13 protein-coding genes and 2 pseudogenes are annotated in these 18778 nt (G+C 62.0%); 6 read left to right on the top strand and 9 right to left on the bottom strand.

Going from position 1 to position 18778, the window contains the following annotated elements; translation table 11 throughout:
- Nucleotides 1–126: 126 nt before the first annotated feature.
- Both arcD and DBR18_RS24060 read left to right on the top strand, forming a co-directional pair.
- The gene (gene arcD, locus DBR18_RS24065) at nt 127–1554 is read left to right on the top strand and encodes an arginine-ornithine antiporter (RefSeq protein WP_007969298.1); all 1428 of its coding nucleotides are present in this window, start codon (nt 127–129) and stop codon (nt 1552–1554) included.
- Nucleotides 1551–2414: a DNA-3-methyladenine glycosylase gene (locus DBR18_RS24060; protein ID WP_108592192.1), complete on the top strand. Its 864-nt coding sequence runs from the start codon at nt 1551–1553 to the stop codon at nt 2412–2414. The genes arcD and DBR18_RS24060 overlap by 4 nt, the downstream gene beginning before the upstream one ends.
- Before the next feature lie 134 nt (nt 2415–2548).
- On the opposite strand, the gene DBR18_RS24055 is transcribed toward DBR18_RS24060, so the two are convergent.
- From DBR18_RS24055 to gap, 9 genes and pseudogenes are all read right to left on the bottom strand, one after another.
- A complete protein-coding gene (locus tag DBR18_RS24055) occupies nt 2549–3895 on the bottom strand; it encodes a CoA transferase (protein WP_108592191.1) in 1347 nt (448 codons plus the stop codon).
- Between the two features lie 189 nt (nt 3896–4084).
- A pseudogene (locus tag DBR18_RS30400) lies at nt 4085–4612 on the bottom strand (methyl-accepting chemotaxis protein); the annotation flags it as partial.
- A 378-nt stretch (nt 4613–4990) separates the two neighbouring features.
- Nucleotides 4991–5959 (bottom strand): annotated as a pseudogene (locus DBR18_RS30395) (chemotaxis protein); the annotation flags it as partial.
- Between the two features lie 656 nt (nt 5960–6615).
- On the bottom strand, nt 6616–7011 hold the full coding sequence (locus DBR18_RS24045) for a YbaN family protein (RefSeq protein WP_108592189.1): 396 nt from the start codon (nt 7009–7011) through the stop codon (nt 6616–6618).
- Between the two features lie 153 nt (nt 7012–7164).
- Nucleotides 7165–7761, bottom strand: coding sequence for a biliverdin-producing heme oxygenase (locus DBR18_RS24040; RefSeq protein ID WP_108592188.1), 597 nt, complete (start codon nt 7759–7761; stop codon nt 7165–7167).
- A 112-nt stretch (nt 7762–7873) separates the two neighbouring features.
- Entirely contained in the window at nt 7874–10459 is a 2586-nt protein-coding gene (locus DBR18_RS24035) for a TonB-dependent receptor (RefSeq protein WP_108592187.1), read from the bottom strand.
- A 122-nt stretch (nt 10460–10581) separates the two neighbouring features.
- Entirely contained in the window at nt 10582–11547 is a 966-nt protein-coding gene (locus DBR18_RS24030) for a FecR domain-containing protein (protein ID WP_108592186.1), read from the bottom strand.
- A gap of 124 nt (nt 11548–11671) precedes the next feature.
- Nucleotides 11672–12190 carry an RNA polymerase sigma factor gene (locus DBR18_RS24025; RefSeq protein ID WP_108592185.1) on the bottom strand — a complete coding sequence of 173 codons (519 nt, stop codon included), beginning with the start codon at nt 12188–12190 and terminating at the stop codon, nt 11672–11674.
- Between the two features lie 181 nt (nt 12191–12371).
- Nucleotides 12372–13373, bottom strand: a complete 1002-nt coding sequence (gap, locus tag DBR18_RS24020; protein ID WP_027612558.1) for a type I glyceraldehyde-3-phosphate dehydrogenase — start codon at nt 13371–13373, stop codon at nt 12372–12374.
- Nucleotides 13374–13593: 220 nt separating this feature from the next.
- Between gap and edd the strand changes: the two genes are divergently transcribed.
- The 4 genes from edd (at nt 13594) to DBR18_RS24000 (ending at nt 18735) form a co-directional block, all read left to right on the top strand.
- Nucleotides 13594–15420, top strand: a complete 1827-nt coding sequence (gene edd / locus DBR18_RS24015) for a phosphogluconate dehydratase (RefSeq protein ID WP_007969309.1) — start codon at nt 13594–13596, stop codon at nt 15418–15420.
- Complete coding sequence (locus DBR18_RS24010; protein ID WP_108592184.1) at nt 15417–16367, top strand: glucokinase; 951 nt, start codon at nt 15417–15419, stop codon at nt 16365–16367. The genes edd and DBR18_RS24010 overlap by 4 nt, the downstream gene beginning before the upstream one ends.
- 177 nt (nt 16368–16544) lie before the next feature.
- A complete protein-coding gene (locus DBR18_RS24005; RefSeq protein ID WP_007917879.1) occupies nt 16545–17276 on the top strand; it encodes a response regulator in 732 nt (243 codons plus the stop codon).
- Nucleotides 17266–18735, top strand: coding sequence for an ATP-binding protein (locus DBR18_RS24000; protein WP_108592183.1), 1470 nt, complete (start codon nt 17266–17268; stop codon nt 18733–18735). The genes DBR18_RS24005 and DBR18_RS24000 overlap by 11 nt, the downstream gene beginning before the upstream one ends.
- The last annotated feature ends 43 nt before the right edge of the window (nt 18736–18778 follow it).

Genomic DNA, 18778 nt, shown 5'->3' with positions numbered 1-18778 from the left:
GCGCGGCGTATCAGACAGAACGAATTCTCAGGGTTTGGGGCGGCTTCGCCACCCATCGGGGATAAATCCCCTCGCCACAGGTATAAACAGGTTTCGATAATCGTTGTCAGGAAAAGGGAGACTGGAATGTCGCAACCGACGCAAAAGCTGCGACTGGGTGCGTTGATCGCCCTGGTGGTGGGTTCGATGATTGGCGGGGGGATTTTTTCGCTGCCACAGAACATGGCTGCCCGCGCCGATGCCGGGGCGATCCTGATCGGCTGGGGGATCACCGCCATCGGCATGCTGACCCTGGCGTTCGTGTTCCAGACCCTGGCCAATCGCAAGCCCGAGCTGGACTCCGGGGTCTACGCCTACGCCAAGGCCGGTTTCGGCGACTACATGGGTTTCTCGTCCGCCTGGGGCTACTGGATCAGTGCGTGGCTGGGCAACGTCGGTTATTTCGTGTTGCTGTTCAGCACCCTCGGTTACTTCTTCCCGGTGTTCGGCCAAGGCAATACGCCGATCGCCATCGGCTGCGCGTCGGTGTTGTTGTGGGCGGTGCATTTTCTGGTGATGCGCGGGATCAAGGAGGCAGCGTTCATCAATCAGGTGACCACGGTCGCCAAGATCGTGCCACTGATCATGTTCATCGTGATTGCCGCTGTGGCGTTCAAGGCCGACATTTTCACCCGCGATATCTGGGGCCGCAGCAACCCGAGCTTCGGCGGGGTGATGGATCAGGTGCGCAACATGATGCTGGTGACGGTGTTCGTGTTCATCGGCATCGAGGGCGCCAGCGTGTATTCGGCGCGGGCGGAGAAACGCAGCGACGTCGGCCGCGCCACGGTGATCGGTTTTCTTGGCGTGCTGGCGCTGCTGGTGCTGGTTAACGTGCTGTCCCTGGGGATCATGAGCCAGCCGGAACTGGCGACCCTGCAGAACCCGTCGCTGGCGGCGGTGCTGGAACACATCGTCGGGCCGTGGGGGGCATTGCTGATCAGCATCGGTCTGGCGGTTTCCCTGCTCGGCGCATTGCTGTCGTGGGCGCTGCTCTGCGCCGAAATTCTCTTCGCCACGGCCCGGGACAAGACCATGCCGGCGTTCCTGAAAAAGGAAAACGCCAACCATGTGCCGGTCAATGCGCTGTGGCTGACCAACGTGATGATTCAGATTTTCCTGCTGATCACACTGTTCTCCGCCGGCACCTACACCAGTCTGATCTACCTCGCCTCTTCGATGATTCTGGTGCCGTACCTGTGGTCGGCGGCGTACGCGGTGTTGCTCAGCGGGCGTGGCGAAACTTACGAACATGCTTCGGCTGAACGCACCAAAGACCTGCTGATCGGTGGCATCGCCCTGTGCTACGCGGTGTGGCTGTTGTATGCGGGTGGTGTGAAGTATTTGCTGCTGTCGGCGCTGTTGTACGCGCCGGGCGTGGTGCTGTTCGCCAAGGCCAAGCATGAGCAGGGCGAGCCGTTGTTCACCACGGTGGAGAAGGGCATTTTTGCCTGCGTGCTGATCGGCGCGGGGCTGGCGGCGTATGGCTTGTACAGCGGTGTGCTGTCGCTGTGAGGCTGACGCTGGCTTATCAGCCGCCCTATGACTGGGACGCGATGCTCGGGTTTCTCGCGGCGCGGGCGGTGGTGGGAATGGAGACGGTGGTGGAGGGCGTTTACTCGCGCAGCATTGGCCTGCGCGGGGTGCAGGGTACGCTGTCGGTGTGGGCGGGCGCGGGTGATGCGCTGGAAGTCGAGCTGGATTGTCCTGATCCGGCCGTTGTGCCGGAGATCATTCAGCGTTTGCGTCGGATGTTTGATCTGGATGCCGATCTGGCATTGATGCATCGGCATCTGGCGAATGATCCGCTGCTCGCGCGTTTGATTGCCGAGCGCCCTGGGCTGCGGGTACCGGGGGCGTGGGACGGTCTGGAGCTGGCGTTTCGGGCGGTGCTGGGGCAGCAGATCACCGTGGTGGCGGCGATTCGCCTGGCGGGCAAACTGCTTGCGCACTATGGCGCGCCCTTGCGCTCGAAGTTGCCGGGCCTGACGCATGTGTTCCCCGAGGCCGGCGTGTTGGCGATGGCGGACCTGGCGGCGCTGGGCATGCCGAAAAGTCGCGGGCGAACGTTATCGGGCGTGGCGCAGGCGCTGCTGGATGATCCGCTGCTGTTCGAGCCGGGGCGCGAGGGTGGCGTGGCGCGGTTGCTGGCGTTGCACGGGATTGGCGGGTGGACGGCGCAGTACATCGCATTGCGGCAGTTGCGCGATATGGACGGCTTTCCCCATGGCGATGTCGGCTTGCTGCGGGCGCTGGAGGTGCTGGAAGGTGTGCGACCTGCGGCGCGGGAACTGGCGGATCGGGCTGAGGCCTGGCGGCCGTTTCGCGGGTATGCGGCGCAGGTGTTGTGGACGTCTTTGAGCCGGGCTGACTGATCAATAGTGTGTGCTGCTCGGACTGGCCCCATCGCTGGCAAGCCAGCTCCCACAGTGTCTGTGTCGAACACAGAGTGTGTGAACACCTTTGAACCTGTGGGAGCTGGCTTGCCAGCGAAGAGGTCTGCATGGTTTCACCACAACGGGCGATGTGAACCCAATTCGCTGGCCGGCAACGCCCAGTGCAGCGGCGTCCCGCTGATCGTCACCGGCGCCAGCAATCGATGCGCCGGCCCCCACGGTGTCTGCTCCAGCGACAGGCTTTTATCCTGCGCATCTTCAGCCCGCAACGCCTCGCTCGTCCCCGGCCCCCGTTCGATCAACAGCCTGGCGGTGCGCGCCAGTGACAACCGCGCCGAGCCACCCCGGCCCGTCTTCAATCGCTCCGTCAGAAGCCGTATCGCACTGGCCGCCATCAAATACCCGGTGCCGTGATCCAGCCCCTGCACCGGCAATGGCGTTGGTTTATCGGCATGCTTCCAGCGCTGACCGGCCTCGGCGATGCCGCTGCTCATCTGCACCAGGCTGTCGAAACCACGACGGTTCTGCCACGGGCCGCTCCAGCCGTAGGCATTGAGGCAGACGTCGATCAAACCTGGCGCCAGTTGTCGGCGGCGTTCGGCGCCGAAACCGAGCTGCTCCAGGGCATCGGCGCGGTAGCCGTGCACGAGAATGTCGGCGTCCTTCAACAGGTTCTCGAACACTGCACGATCGGCGGGTTGCTGCAGATCCAGCCGCGCGCAGCGTTTGCCAAGGGTCATGTCCGGGATGACGCCTGGCTCGTTCCAGCTCGGCGGATCGATGCGCAGCACATTGGCGCCCAGACCCGCGAGAAAACGGCTGGCGGTGGGACCGGCGAGCACGCGGGTCAGGTCCAGCACCTTGAGCCCGGCCAGCGGTTGCGCCACCGAGCCTTGCCATGGTTTGAGTGTTTCGTCCTGATCGGGGCTGAAATGCACCAGCGGCTCGGCATTCACTGCCAACCCTTGCGGATGCTGCTGCCATTGCGCCCAGCTGCGCATTTCGGCGGCGCAGCCGTTGGCCTCGACCACCGCCTGTTCCAGTTCGGCGCTGCGCCACTGCGCGACTTTCTTCGCCATTGCGGCACGGTCGGCGCAGGCACCTAGCACGCGTTCGGCTGCGGCGCGGTGATGCGGGGCGTTGGTGTGGAGGCGGATCCAGCCGTTTTCGGTTGCGTAGTCACCGGCAACCGGATCCCACAGCGGCGGGGTTTCCCAACCGATCGGCCGCAACGAGGTGGCAAACCAGAACGACGCCAGTCTTCGGTCGACTTCCACGGCGGGCAGGCGCCCGGTCTGTTGCTGGAGCAGTTCGCTGACGGCCTGACCGGCAGCGGCGATGCTGGCGCAGGCCAGATCGGTCACGGCGAACGCCGAGGGCAGGGCGCCACTGGCGGTGAACGGAATCGGCGTGTTGGGCAAGCCGAGTGCGGCTTGAATGGACGTGAGTAAATCAGTCATCGAAGGCCCTCCGGGAGAGAGGGCGATGATAGTGCAAAAAAATCTCGAGGCAGATGAAATCCCCGAACAACGAACACTGCCCCCTGTGGGAGCTGGCTTGCCAGCGATTGCGGTGTGTCAGTCACTCATGTACTGACTGATCCACCGTCATCGCTGGCAAGCCAGCTCCCACAGGGACTGTGGTGATTTTCAGACGCGGAACTGATCCATCAGCTTCATCTGCTGACTCGCCAACGCATTGAGCTGGCTGCTGATCGCCGCCGATTCAGTGGCCTGTTCAGTCAGCGTCTCAGTCACGGTACGAATCGCCGAGACGTTGCGGTTGACCTCTTCGGCCACGGCGCTCTGCTGTTCGGCGGCGCTGGCGATCTGCAGGTTCATGTCGCTGATCACGGTCACCGCATCGCTGATCTTGCCCAGCGCATCCACGGCCTGACGGATCTGCCCGGCGTTGTTGTGCGCCTGGGTCTGGCTCGAGTGCATGGTCGCGACCACGCCACGGGTGCCGGTCTGGATGCGTTCGATCACCACGCGAATTTCCTCAACTGAATCCTGAGTGCGCTTGGCAAGGTTGCGCACCTCGTCGGCCACCACGGCAAATCCGCGACCGCTTTCCCCGGCGCGGGCGGCTTCGATGGCGGCGTTGAGCGCCAGCAGGTTGGTCTGTTCGGCGATGCTGCGGATCACTTCCAGCACCGAACCGATCTGCTCGCTGTTGACTGCCAGCGCTTCGACTTCGGTCACCGCTTTGCTGACTTCATCGGCCAGTTGATTGATGTCGCGGGTGCTGCGCTCGATGATCGACATGCCGTCCTTGGCCGACTGGTCGGCGCCCTTGGCGGCGTTGGCCGCGTTCGACGCGCTGTTGGCGACGTCGTGGGCGGTGGCGCTCATTTCGTTGGACGCGGTGGCGACCTGATCGATCTCGCGGAATTGCACCTGCATGCCTTCGCTGGTCTGACGGGCGATTTCCGAAGACTGATCGGCAGTGCCCCGCGCTTCGGTGATGCTCTGCTTGATCTGGGCGATGGTCGGTTGCAGCTTGTCGAGGAAGCGGTTGAACCAGTTCACCAGTTCGCCCAGTTCATCCTTCTTGCTGTAGTTCAGGCGCTGGGTCAGATCGCCTTCACCGCTGGCGATGTTTTTCAGCATCTCGGCGACATTGTTGATCGGGCGGGTGACACCGGAGGCGGTCAGCCAGATCAGCAGCAAGCCAATCAAACCGGCAACGGCCGCCACCGCCAAGGCGGTGAGCACACCGGTTTCCTGCGCATCGTCGAGCACGGCTTGCAGCTTGACCGAGTCGGCCAGCAGCACTTGTTTCGGCAGGTCGATGACCACGCCCCAGGCCCGCGAATTGCCAATCGGATCGACCGGGTACACGGCGCGAATCAGGTCGCCCTGTTCGAGAATCTTCGGCGTGCCGCTGCTGACCAGTTGCAACAGATCCTTGCCGTCGGCGCCGAGGGTGTCGCTGATCTTTTTGCCGACCCTGGTCGCGTCGGAACTGTCGGCAGCGAGCACGCCACTGCCGGAGACGATCAGCATGTGCCCGGCGTTGTTGAACAGATTGCGCTGCGACTCCACGGCCGCCGCTTGCAGGGCATCGAGGGCGATGTCGACGCCGACCACACCGATGGCCTTGCCGTCGACGATCAGCGGCACGGAAATGGTGGTCATCAACATTTCCTTGTTGCCCACGGTGTCGGCATACGGGTCGAGCAGGCAGGTGCGCTTGTTGTCGCGAGGGCAGGTGTACCAGCTGTTGTACGGCGTGCCGCTGACGCTGAGGGTGGTCTTGGTCATGTCTTCTTCGACCATGATCGTGTTCAGCGCCGAACCGGCGGCACGGCTCCAGTAAGTCGCAAAGCGCCCGGCTTCGTTGGACTGGCGCGCGGCATCGTTGACGAACTCGCTGTCCTTGCCATCGAGGCCGTTGGGTTCGAAGGCGAGCCAGATGCCGAGCACCTTGTCGTTGCGCTCGAACGCGGTTTTCAGGCTCTGGTTCAACTCTTCACGCAGGGCGCCGGCGTCCAGCGAACGCTTGGCGGCCAGCACGCGCATGTCCTTGATCTGATCGGCCAGCGCAGTGATCACCGTCAGGCTCTCGCCAAAGGTCTTCTGCACCCGCACAGCCTGCTCGGCCGCCTTGGCCTGCAACAGGTTCTGCACACTGGCGGTGAGCAGTTGGTTGCTGGAGTTGCTGACCAGTTCGTCGTTCTGGTTGGTCTGGTAAATGTTCATGCCGACGATCAGCGCAACCACACCCAGCAGGCACAGGCCGGAGAGCAGGACGATTTTCAGGCGAATGGAGAGAGAGTCGAACATGGGGCGATCTCGTGAATGAATGAGCAGGTGGCCACGGGATTAACTACCCGGTTCGCCAAATCCATTCAGCGCCATGCATTGCTCATCGGCGCGCAGCGATGGCGCATGAGGCGCTTGCCGACGAACGGTCGACGCTAAACGTTTGCGCAGGGGATTGTGCTGAAAAGGCGATTGATTACAGGGAAGTTTCAGCCTGGTGAACACTGAGGAACTGCTGGTGATGAGGCTTTGTGGTGAGGGGATTTATCCCCGATGGACTGCGCAGCAGGCCCAAAACCTGACCACCATTTTTAACTGACACTCTGCGGATGCCTGATTAGTGGCTGCTGCGCAGCCAATCGGGGATAAATCCCCTCACCACAAAAGCCACATCCACAAAGCATAGCGGGAGGTCAGGAAGAGGAGGGGATCGCTTCCGGACGCGACCAGATCCACAGATTGCCCAGACTCATCCCGGCAATCGCCAGATACACCGGCCAGCCGTGATCGAGCATCACCAGCATCAGCGTCGCGCACAGCAGCATGCTGACGGTGGCGCTGACCTTGGCCTTGCGCGCGATGATCTTGCCGTTGCGCCAGTTGCTCAGGATCGGCCCGAACAGCCGATGGTTTTCCAGCCAGGCACTCAGGCGTGGCGAGCTGCGGGTCGCGGCCCAGGCGGCGAGCAGGATGAACTCGGTGGTCGGCAGGCCGGGCACGACGATGGCGATCAGGCCAATGCCGAGGCTGACATAGGCCAGCAGGCCGAACAGCAGGCGGGCGAGTTTGGAGGAGGCGGGTTGCGGCATGGGCTCGGCGGTTGCTTCTGAAGCGGGACGGGAATCTTACAGGCTTACGCGGCCCCCCTGTAGGAGCTGCCGCAGGCTGCGATCTTTTGATGTTGTTTTCAAGATCAAGAGATCGCAGCCTGCGGCAGCTCCTACAGGGGGATTTTGGGTGGGTCAGGCCGGTTCGGCTTCGGTGGCGTAAGCCTGTTCCAGCAGCACGGTGAAGCGGTTGAATGCGTCGATTGCGCCTTGTTCCACTTCGGCTTCTTCCTCGGCAGTGAACTGCAGCGAATCAAGGGTGCGCACGAAGCTTTTCCAGCCCTCGGCACGGCCACCTTCAGGCTCGCCCAGGTGACGCGCACCGAAGGTTTCGCTCAGCTCCAGCGCCACCGCGCGTTTGATCAGGAATGCCGCGCCCAGCTTCGAACCTTCGGAGACGAAGATCCAGCCGAGGGCACGGGCCTTGCTCGGGTTTTTCAGCGCGCCGGCCACGGGTGCCGGGATGTCGGTGTGCAGATCCGCCAGGTCGGCCTTGGCCGCTTCAGCGCGGCAACGGGCCGGCAGGTCAGGGACGATGGCGGTCAGTTCGGGGTTGTTGTAGAGGTCAACCAGCTCCGACTGGAACAGGTACTGCGCGACCACGAAACGGGCGAAGTTGGCGCGGGTCTCGAACGGCGCGTGAGCCTTGACCAGCGCATCGAGTTTGCTGTGCGGCTCGTGGGTGATCTGGTTCAGGCGTTGTGAACGCAGGGCTTTTTCCGAAGTGGTCATGGGAGGTCCTTGATAAAAGAGGCGCTTGCTAACGAGACGAACAAGAAGACGTGCGAGCGTAAAAAAACCTCACTGCGCAATGTGCATACATGCGCAGTGAGTTCGGCCCGGGTCAGATGTCCCAGATCAGGTTGATCGCGAAATTGCGGCCCGGTTGGGTCAGGCGGTCGAGGTTGGCCGGGCTGATGACCGAAGCCTCGCCCACACCGTCGTAACCGCGCACGTCATCCCACAGCCAGTATTTCTTGTCGGTCAGGTTGTAAATGCCGCCGCTGACGGTGACGTCATCGGTAACCTTGTAATAACCGGCCAGGTCGAGAATGCCGAAGCCCGGCGATTTGAACTGGCTGCTGACGCCGTCCGGCGACTTGAATTGCGTGTCGTCGACGCGATCCTTCTTCTTCACCACGGTCCAGCTCAGCAGGCCACCGTAGTTGTCCTGGTCGTAACCCAGGCCGAACACGCCGGTCAGCGGGTTGACGCTGTTGAGCGGCTCGCCGGTGTCGTTGTTGCGCCCGTAGGCGTAGGCGATCGAGCCCTGGGTGTACAGGCCTTGCGGTGCGCCGAACGCATCGAGGTTCAAGCGACCTTTGACTTCGGCACCCTTGATGGTCGCGTGCTTGATGTTGCTCGACTGGAAGGTCAGCTCATCGTAACCAGGAGTGACCGCGTCTTCGTTGATGAAATCGCGGTACTTGTTATAGAACACCGCCACATCGAACGAGCCTTGCTCGAAGTTGCCGCGCAGACCGGTTTCATAGCTTTTGCTTTTTTCCGGCTCCAGATCCGGATTCGGCGCCACGTTGTAGCCGGTGGTGCTGTTTTCGAAGCGGCCGTACAGCGCTTTGGCGGTCGGCGTGCGGAAACCTTCGGCGTACTGGCCGTACCAGGTGTAGTTGTCGGTCAGGGCGTAGGTCAGGCCGAATTTTGGCGAGACTTTGTGCCAGGTCTTGTTCTCGTCGCTGACCGTGCCGTTACCGTCGGCGGCCACGGTGTTGAGGAATTCCTGGGTGATGTGCGGCTTGAGCTGGGTGTAGTCGTAGCGCAGGCCCGGCAGGAAGGTCCACTTGTTCCAGCTGATCTGATCCTGAGCGAACAGGCTGTAGGTGTTGATGGTCGGGTCCGGGAAATCGCTGGATTTCTTCAGCACGTCTGCCGCACTGGTGGCGCCGATGGCGGTGCAGCCACGACCGACCGCCAGGCACTTGCCGTCGCCGCTGCGCGAACCGGTGACTTTCTGCTGCTTGATCGTGGTGCCGTACGTCAGCACGTGATCGGTGTCACCGATGGCGAAGGCCTTGTCCAGTTGCGCATCGAATACCCACTGTTTTTCCTCGTAGATCGTGTCGCGGGTACGCAGCACTTTTCGGGTCATCGGGTAGTAGAACTCTTCGGTGCTCTGGTCAGTCTTGGCGACCTGATGGTTGAGGCTCCACTTCACGTTATCCGCCAGCAGGCTGTCGAGGGCAAAGCTGTGTTCGAGGCCGAAACGTTCACGGGTGATGGTGTCGTTGCCGGTGCGCCACTGGTACATGCCGCCGGGCAGCACGCTGTTGGGGATGGTCGGGGCGCCATTGAAGTACGGGCCGCCGTAGGCGCTTTTCTGATCGGTGTCGCGATCATCCTTGTACTTTTCGTAGGTCAGGCCCAGACGCGAATCTTCGTTGTAGTTCCAGCCGATTTTCGCCAGTACGTTGGTGGCTTTGACGTCTTCCGGGTTAGCGGCGGTGCGGGCGAGGCCCGTGCCGTTGTTGCTGCCGTAGGAGTCGGTTTCGTGGCCGTCGCGCTGGCTGAAGTGCAGCAAGCCGTCGAACTGCTCGGCGCGGCCGGCGACGGTGGCGGATTTCAGCCAGCTCTCATCGGCAGAGCTGTAACCGGTTTTCAGGCGCGCGCCGACATCTTTGCCCGGCTTGATGATGTCGTCCGGGTCGAGGGTGTAGTAACTGACGGCGCCGCCGATGGCGTTGCTGCCGTACAGCACCGAGGCCGGGCCACGGAGGATTTCCACGCGTTTGACGATTTCCGGGTCGACGTAATTGCGCTGGGTCTTGGCGTACGGGCCGTTGAAGAAACCGTCCGGTACTTCGACGCCGTCGACCTGCGTCAGGATGCGGTCGCCGTCGATGCCGCGAATGTTGTAGCCGCTGATGCCGCCGCGCTGGCCGGCGCCGCCGACGGACACACCCGGCTCGTAGCGCACCAGATCCTTGATGGTGTTGACGTTGTTGCGGTCCAGATCCTGGCGGGTCTGCACGGTGACGGTGGCCGGCACGCTGTTGACCGATTGTTCCTGGCGAGTGGCGCTGATGGTCACCTGATCCAGATTGAGCGCGCCGCTGTTATTGCGCTTTTCCAGCACCACGTTGTTGTTGCTCAGCTTGCGGAAGCTCAGGTTGGTCCCCACCAACAGGCGCTCCAGGGCTTTTTCCGGCGGCAGCGAACCGCGCACGCCCGGGGACGAAACACCCTGGCCCAGTTCTGCCGGCAAGCCGACCTGCCAGCCGGTCACGCTGGTGAAGGCATTGAGCGCCGACACCAGCGGTTGCTGGGCGATCGAAAACGAATAATCACCCATGTTGCGCGCCGGTTGTTCGGTGGCAGCCATCAGCGGTGCGGTGCCGGCCATGAGGATGGCGGCCGTCAACAGCGACAATACGCGGGAAGGGGAAGCAGTCTGGCGGGTAAGGCGAGAGGACATCGATAGCGCTCCGTGTCGCACGAATCTTTATAGGTGCTGATTCGCCTCAGAAGATGCGAATCAATTGCATTGGCTATAACGAGACGAACGGGATTCGGCTATCGAGTAAAAATAATTCTCATTCAGTTCAAAATTACCAGCGCGGGGAATTCCTGCAGGCGCGCCGAGGTGATGTGAGCGAGGGAACGCACAACGTCGAGCGGCTGGTCGAGACGGTAATTGCCGGTGACGTTGACGTCGGCCAACTGTTCGTTGGTGTTGATGATCCAGCCCGGGTAGTAGCGGCGCAGTTCGGCGAGCACCTTGTCGAGGGGACAGTTCTCGAAGATCAACCGGCCCTGAACCCAGGCCAAGTCGGTGGCGGGATCCAGTTTGGCCGGATGATCGAAACCATTGGGGCCGATGCGGATGCTTTCGCCGGCGCTCAAACGCACCCGCGCGTCGTTGTGGGTGGCGCGCAGATCGACATCGCCGCGCTGCACATTGACCTGCGCCACGCCGTCCAGATAACGCACGGCGAACGCGGTGTCGCGCACGCTGGCCTGTACCGGGCCGGCATCGATTTCCAATGGCTGAGCACGGTTGGCGCCCACCTCGAAAAACGCTTCACCCTGATACAGCCGCGCCACGCGCTGGCGCTCATCGATGGTGCTGGAGAACGCCGAATTGGTGTTGAGCAGCACCCTGGAGCCGTCCTCCAGTTGCAGACGCTGGCGCTCGCCGACCACGGTCAGGTGATCGGCCTGCAGGCGCATCGGCAGGTTGCTGAAACTGAACAGGCCGAGGATCAATACGGCGGCGGTCGCCAGGGGTTTCCAGTGCGGGCGCAGACGTTTGAGCAAGGTGACTTTTGCCGGCTTCGCCGCGAGGCTCTGTGCACATTGCACCACTTGCGGCCCGTCCCAGATCGCCTGGGCCTTGGCGAACGCCTCGGCATTCAACGGATCGGCCGCCAGCCAGGCGTGAAACTGCCGGGTCTGCTCGTCGTCCGCACTGCCGAGCACGATGAGCCAGTCCAGAGCCTGGTCCATTGCACTTGCAGCGTCCTGCGCCGTTGCGGGCGAAGGCGAGCGGTGGGTGTCCGTCACGGTGTTTCCTCGGCAGTGTCTGTGCACGGCTGTTTTTTTAGTGAAGCGTAAAAGTCGGGCAAGGGTAGCAAAGCCCGATGATCAGTGCAGGCACTGCTGATGCATAGAGAAAAGTCTTACGGCCTCAGTCGCCATTCAGACGCTCGGCGACACCAATGCAGATCGACATGATCAGCTTGAGTTCCTTCTGTACGGTGCTCAACGAGACGTTCAACTCGTCGGCGATTTCCTGATAACTGTGCCCGTGCAGGCGGCTGAGAATGAAAATCTGCTGCTGGCGGGGGCTGAGTTGACTGAGGCTCACGTTCAGGCGCTCCAGCATCTGTTCGGCGTGGGCGGCGTCTTCGGCGCTGCTGGCGGGGGCGGCGACGCTATGCACCACATCCTGCGGCACGTCATCGACCATGGTCCGTGAATGAATCTTGCGCGCACGCAGGTGATCCAACGCCAGATTGCGCGCCGTCTGAAAGACGAAGGGTTCAAGGTGATCGATGGCGCGCTCGCTCAGCGCCCGCGTGACGCGCAGGTAGGTCTCCTGCAGCAGGTCTTCGGCGGTGCTGTGGTTGTTGACCATCCGCTCGATCGTGCGCAGCAGGGACGTGCGCTGAGAGAGGAAGACATGATTGAAGCGTGATTGACTCACGGGGGAACCTGATCCATTTCGAGCGAATGATAATGCTTATCATCCAGTCCGGTGGTCAAGTGTTGTTTTGAACGAAGCAGACAAATGTAGGAGCTGCCGAAGGCTGCGATCTTTTGATGTTGCTTTTAAAACAAGATCAAAAGATCGCAGCCTGCGGCAGCTCCTACAGGGGCGGGCGGGATTATTCGGCGTTGCAGAGCGCCAGGCAGTTATCCAGCATGCGGTTGGAGAAGCCCCATTCGTTGTCGTACCAGGCCAGCACCTTCAGCAGTTTGCCGCTGGCTTTGGTGTGATTGGCATCGAAGATCGACGACAGCGGGTTATGGTTGAAGTCGCTGGAAACCAGCGGCAACGTGTTGTAACCCAAAATTTTCGAGTGCTGGCTGGCCGCTTTCATCAGCGCGTTGACCTCGTCGGCCGACGCTTCTTTTTTCAACTGCACAGTCAGGTCCACCAGCGACACATTGATCACCGGCACCCGCACGGCCATGCCGGTCAGTTTGCCCGCCAGTTCCGGCAGCACCAGGCCCACCGCTTCGGCGGCGCCGGTCTTGCTCGGGATCATGTTCTGCGTGGCCGAACGCGCACGGTACGGGTCGGTGTGGTAGACGTCGGTGAGGTTCTGGTCGTTGGTGTAGGCATGAATGGTGGTCATCAGGCCGCTTTCGATCCCCAGTTCGCGGTGCAGCACCTGAGCCACCGGCGCCAGGCAGTTGGTGGTGCACGACGCGTTGGAAATGATCTGGTGCGACTGACGCAGAATGTCGTGGTTCACACCATAAACCACGGTGGCGTCCGCGCCTTTGGCCGGGGCCGAGATGATGACTTTGCGGGCGCCGGCAGTAAGATGCGCGGCCGCTTTGGCGCGGTCGGTGAACAGACCGGTGCATTCGAACACCACATCGATCTTTTCCGCGGCCCATGGCAGCTCGGCCGGGTTGCGAATGGCGCTGACCGCAATGCGGTCGCCATTGACCGTCAGGCTCTCATTGTCATGGGCCACTTCGGCGTCGAATGTGCCGTGAACGGTGTCGTATTTGAGCAGATGGGCGTTGATGGCGCTGTCGCCCAGATCGTTGATGGCGACAATCTGCAAATCCTGTCGATAGCCTTGGGTATACAGTGCGCGCAGGACATTACGGCCGATGCGGCCAAAACCATTGATTGCGATTCGAAGAGTCATTGAACAGCGCCGCCGTCGTTTTGTTGTTGGAATTACAAGATTATTCGCATAAAAATAGAAAACAAGCCTTTTTAGTGGCAATATTTTGTTTTATCTACAACGAGTGACCTGAATCAACTGGTCCGAATGGTCAAAAAAGCCGTCTGTCATTCCAACAACAACGGCGTTTGATCAGCATAGACAATCAGGTCGCCACATCCGTTAGCCTGGAGTTCTACACATGCATCCCCGCGTTCTTGAGGTCACCGAACGGCTTATCGCCCGCAGCCGCGCCACGCGTCAGGCTTACCTTGCACTGATTCGCGGCGCCGCCACCGACGGGCCGATGCGCGGCAAGCTGCAATGCGCCAACTTCGCCCACGGCGTGGCCGGGTGTGGCAGCGAAGACAAGCACAGCTTGCGGATGATGAACTCGGCGAACATCGCCATTGTTTCTTCGTATAACGACATGCTCTCGGCGCACCAGCCGTACGAAGTGTTTCCCCAGCAGATCAAAAACGCCTTGCGCGAAATCGGCTCGGTCGGCCAGTTTGCCGGCGGTACGCCGGCGATGTGCGATGGCGTGACCCAGGGCGAGCCGGGCATGGAACTGAGCCTGCCGAGCCGCGAAGTGATCGCCATGTCCACGGCGGTGGCGCTGTCGCACAACATGTTCGACGGCGCGCTGATGCTGGGTATCTGCGACAAGATCGTCCCGGGCCTGATGATGGGCTCGCTGCGCTTCGGCCATCTGCCGACGATCTTCGTCCCGGGCGGGCCGATGGTCTCGGGGATTTCCAATAAGGAAAAAGCCGACGTGCGGCAGAAGTACGCCGAAGGCAAGGCGACCCGTGAAGAGCTGCTGGAATCGGAAATGAAGTCCTACCACAGCCCGGGTACCTGCACCTTTTACGGCACCGCCAACACCAACCAGTTGCTGATGGAAGTCATGGGCCTGCACTTGCCGGGCGCCTCTTTCGTCAACCCGAACACGCCGTTGCGTGATGCCCTGACCCGCGAAGCCGCGCATCAGGTCACGCGGCTGACCAAGCAGAACGGCAACTTCATGCCGATCGGCGAAATCGTCGACGAGAAGGCGCTGGTCAACTCGATCGTTGCGTTGCACGCCACCGGCGGCTCGACCAACCACACCCTGCACATGCCGGCCATCGCCATGGCGGCAGGCATTCAACTGACCTGGCAGGACATGGCCGACCTCTCCGAAGTCGTGCCGACCCTGAGCCACGTCTACCCGAACGGCAAAGCCGACATCAACCACTTCCAGGCCGCGGGCGGCATGTCGTTCCTGATCCGCGAACTGCTCGAAGCCGGCCTGCTGCACGAAGACGTCAACACCGTGCTTGGCCACGGCCTGAGCCGCTACACCCAAGAGCCGTTCCTCGATAACGGTGAGCTGGTGTGGCGCGAAGGCCCGACCGACAGTCTCGACGAAAACATCCTGCGCCCGGTGGCCCGTGCATTCTCCGCCGAGGGCGGTCTGCGGGTGATGGAAGGCAATCTTGGTCGCGGGGTGATGAAGGTCTCCGCCGTGGCTTTGGAAAACCAGATCGTCGAAGCACCGGCCATGGTGTTCCAGGATCAACAGGATCTGGCCGATGCGTTCAAGGCCGGTTTGCTGGAGAAGGATTTCGTCGCGGTGATGCGCTTCCAGGGCCCGCGCTCCAACGGCATGCCCGAGCTGCACAAGATGACGCCGTTCCTCGGCGTGCTGCAGGATCGCGGCTTCAAAGTCGCGCTGGTCACCGACGGGCGCATGTCCGGCGCGTCGGGGAAAATCCCGGCGGCGATTCACGTCAGCCCTGAGGCTTATGTCGGTGGTGCTTTGGCGCGGGTGCAAGAGGGCGATATCATCCGCGTCGATGGCGTCAAAGGCACTTTGGAACTCAAGGTCGACGCCGCCGAATTTGCAGCGCGCGAACCCGCCAAAGGCCTGTTGGGCAACAACATCGGCAGCGGCCGCGAACTGTTTGGCTTCATGCGTTTGGCCTTCAGCTCGGCGGAGCAGGGCGCCAGCGCCTTCACTTCTGCCCTGGAGACGCTTAATTGAAACTGGCTTTGGTCGGTGATATCGGAGGCACCAACGCGCGGTTCGCGTTGTGGAAAAACCAGCAACTGGAATCGGTTCAGGTGCTCGCGACAGCCGACCACGCCAGCCCGGAAGAGGCGATCAGCCTCTACCTGAGCGGCCTCGGTCTGGCGCCGGGTTCGATCGGTTCGGTGTGCCTGTCGGTGGCGGGGCCGGTGAGTGGTGATGGATTCAAGTTCACCAACAATCACTGGCGCCTGAGCCGTACGGCGTTCTGCAAGACCTTGCAGGTCGAGCAACTGCTGCTGATCAACGATTTCTCGGCGATGGCCTTGGGCATGACCCGTTTGCAGCCCGGGGAATTCCGCGTGGTCTGCGAAGGTACGCCGGAGCCGTTGCGCCCGGCGGTGGTGATCGGCCCGGGCACTGGCCTGGGTGTCGGTACTTTGCTCGATCTGGGCGAAGGCCGGTTTGCCGCGTTGCCGGGGGAGGGCGGGCACGTCGATCTGCCGCTGAGCAGTCCGCGAGAAACCCAGCTGTGGCAGCACATTCACAACGAGATCGGCCACGTCAGCGCCGAGACTGCGTTGAGCGGCGGCGGTTTGCCGCGGGTGTACCGGGCAATCTGTGCGGTGGACGGGCACGAACCTAAACTCGACACCCCGGAAGCGATCACCGCCGCCGGTCTGGCCGGTGACCCGATTGCCCTCGAAGTGCTGGAGCAGTTCTGCTGCTGGCTCGGTCGTGTGGCGGGCAACAACGTGCTGACCACCGGAGGTCGCGGTGGCGTGTTCATCGTTGGCGGGGTGATTCCACGCTTTGCCGACTTCTTTGTCGAAAGCGGTTTCGCCCGCAGCTTCGCCGACAAGGGCTGCATGAGTGATTACTTCAAGGGCATTCCGGTGTGGCTGGTGACGGCGCCGTATTCCGGGCTGGTGGGGGCCGGTGTGGCACTCGAACAGGCTTGAGACCGAGTCGCTTTCATCGCTGGCAAGCCAGCTCCCACAGGATTGAAGACAATCTCAGGATGTGTACAAGACCTTGTGGGAGCTGGCTTGCCAGCGATGAGGCCAGAACAGGCAACAAATTTCCAAGGTTCATCAGGCATAATCCACCCCAATTCCAACAACAAGGATGCCTTCGAAGTGAGCTCAGTCAACAAGTCGATATTGTTGGTCGATGACGACCAGGAAATACGCGAGTTGCTGGAAACCTACCTGACCCGCGCCGGGTTTCAGGTGCGGGCCACCGCCGATGGCGCCAGTTTCCGCCAGGCACTCAACGAGGCACCCAGCGATCTGGTGATCCTCGATGTGATGCTGCCCGATGAAGACGGTTTCAGCCTGTGCCGCTGGGTGCGTCAGCATCCGCGTCAGGCCCAGGTGCCGATCATCATGCTCACCGCCAGTTCCGATGAGGCCGACCGGGTGATCGGTCTGGAACTCGGCGCTGACGATTACCTCGGCAAACCTTTCAGCCCTCGCGAGCTGCAAGCACGGATCAAGGCGCTGCTGCGTCGTGCGCAGTTCGGCCAGGAACGCAGCGGCAGCGACGTGCTGGCCTTCGACGAGTGGCGGCTGGACATGGTCAGCCATCGGCTGTTCCACACCGACGGCGAGGAAGTGATTCTCTCCGGTGCGGATTTCGCGCTGCTGAAGTTGTTTCTCGATCATCCGCAGGAAATTCTCGACCGCGACACCATCGGCAACGCCACCCGTGGCCGTGACCTGATGCCGCTCGACCGGATTGTCGACATGGCCGTCAGCCGCTTGCGCCAGCGCCTGCGCGATACGGAAAAACCGCCGCGACTGATCCGCACCGTGCGCGGCAGCGGCTATCAATTGGCAGCCAATGTGGTTGCCGGCAATGCTCACTGAGTCGCTGCGCAGCCTCGCCAGCAAGGTGCCGGTGCCGCGTTCGCTGCTCGGGCGGATGCTGCTGTTGACCTTGCTCGCGGTGCTGTTCGCACAGACCTTGTCGAGTGTGATCTGGGTTTCGCAATTGCGTGCCACCCAGCTCGAAGGCCTGGTCACCAGCGCCCGCAGCCTCGCCCATTCGATGACCGCCAGCGTCAGCTATTTTCGTTCGTTGCCAGTGGCGTATCGGCCGTTGGTGCTCGACCAGTTGCGCAGCATGGGCGGCACCCGTTTCGTGGTGACGCTCAACGATAAACCGCTGGGCATGGAGGTATTGCCGATCACCCCGCGCAAAGCGGCGGTGATTCAGGCGGTGGACGAAGTGCTGCGTCAGTCCCTGGGCCACGATACCGATATCTCGGTGACCTTCGTCAGCCCCGAGGATCTGCGAATCTTCAATGCCGGGCTGAAACTCGATGAACTGCCGCGCTCGTGGGCGCACTACGCGCTGACTCTGGAACCGGTGAACCCGCCGGTGCTGGTGACGCAGATTCAAATGGCCCCCGGCGAATGGCTGTACATCGCGTCGCTGCTGCCCGAGCCTTACACCAGTCTTGAAGAGCAGGGCCTGCCGGCGCAGCAGGTTTGGTTCATCGTCCTCACCAGCGGTTTTCTGCTGTTGTTCATCGGCTTGCTGGTGCACTGGCAGAGCCGGCCGCTCAAGCGTCTGGCGCGGGCGGCGCGGGACCTGTCGCTGGGCGCCGACGTAGAGCCGGTGGCCGAGGGTGGCGGCAGTGAAGTGGTGGAAGTGGGGCGCGCGTTCAACACCATGCGCGAGCGTATCAGCCGCTACCTGACCGAGCGCAGCCAGTTGTTCAGCGCGATTTCCCATGACCTGCGCACGCCGATCACCCGCCTGCGCTTGCGCGTCGAACTGCTCGAAGATGAGCAGCTGCAAGCCAAGTTCGGCCGTGATCTGGATGAGCTGGAGCTGCTGGTCAAAGGCGCGCTGCAATGCGTGAAAGACACCGACATCCACGAGAACATCGAGCCGGTGGACCTGAACCATGTGCTCGACTGTCTGGTGGAGCCGTATCTGGCGCCCAACGGCAATGGCCGCGTGACTCAGCACGGGCGGGCGCTGGCGACGTATCCGGGCAAGCCTTTGGCGCTCAAGCGCTGCATCGGCAATCTCATCGACAATGCCCTCAAGTACGGTCAGAACGCGCATCTGCACATCGACGACGATGAAAGCGCATTCGTGCTGCACGTCGACGATGAAGGCCCGGGGGTGCCGGAGCAGCGACTGGAGCAGGTGTTCGAGCCGCACTTTCGGCTGGCCGGGCAGCAGCAGGGGTATGGCCTCGGTCTGGGCATTGCGCGCAACATCGCCCACAGCCATGGCGGTGAGGTGACGTTACAGAATTTGCGTGAGGGTGGGTTGCGAGTGACCCTGCAGTTGCCGCGGTCGGCAGACTGAAGATCAAAAGATCGCAGCCTTCGGCAGCTCCTACACCGTACCC

Source organism: Pseudomonas sp. HMWF021 (genome assembly GCF_003061005.1).
Lineage (GTDB): Bacteria > Pseudomonadota > Gammaproteobacteria > Pseudomonadales > Pseudomonadaceae > Aquipseudomonas.
The sequence above is the reverse complement of the archived record's forward strand: the minus strand, read 5'-3'. Positions and strand labels throughout refer to the sequence as shown.

Bases quoted from the DNA above. Each gene is read 5' to 3' on its own strand.
- arcD (WP_007969298.1), top strand. From the start codon at position 127: ATGTCGCAACCGACGCAAAAGCTGCGACTGGGTGCGTTGATCGCCCTG.
- DBR18_RS24055 (WP_108592191.1), bottom strand. From the start codon at position 3,895: ATGACTGATTTACTCACGTCCATTCAAGCCGCACTCGGCTTGCCCAAC.
- DBR18_RS24045 (WP_108592189.1), bottom strand. From the start codon at position 7,011: ATGCCGCAACCCGCCTCCTCCAAACTCGCCCGCCTGCTGTTCGGCCTG.
- DBR18_RS24040 (WP_108592188.1), bottom strand. From the start codon at position 7,761: ATGACCACTTCGGAAAAAGCCCTGCGTTCACAACGCCTGAACCAGATC.
- DBR18_RS24035 (WP_108592187.1), bottom strand. From the start codon at position 10,459: ATGTCCTCTCGCCTTACCCGCCAGACTGCTTCCCCTTCCCGCGTATTG.
- gap (WP_027612558.1), bottom strand. From the start codon at position 13,373: ATGACTCTTCGAATCGCAATCAATGGTTTTGGCCGCATCGGCCGTAAT.
- edd (WP_007969309.1), top strand. From the start codon at position 13,594: ATGCATCCCCGCGTTCTTGAGGTCACCGAACGGCTTATCGCCCGCAGC.
- DBR18_RS24000 (WP_108592183.1), top strand. From the start codon at position 17,266: ATGCTCACTGAGTCGCTGCGCAGCCTCGCCAGCAAGGTGCCGGTGCCG.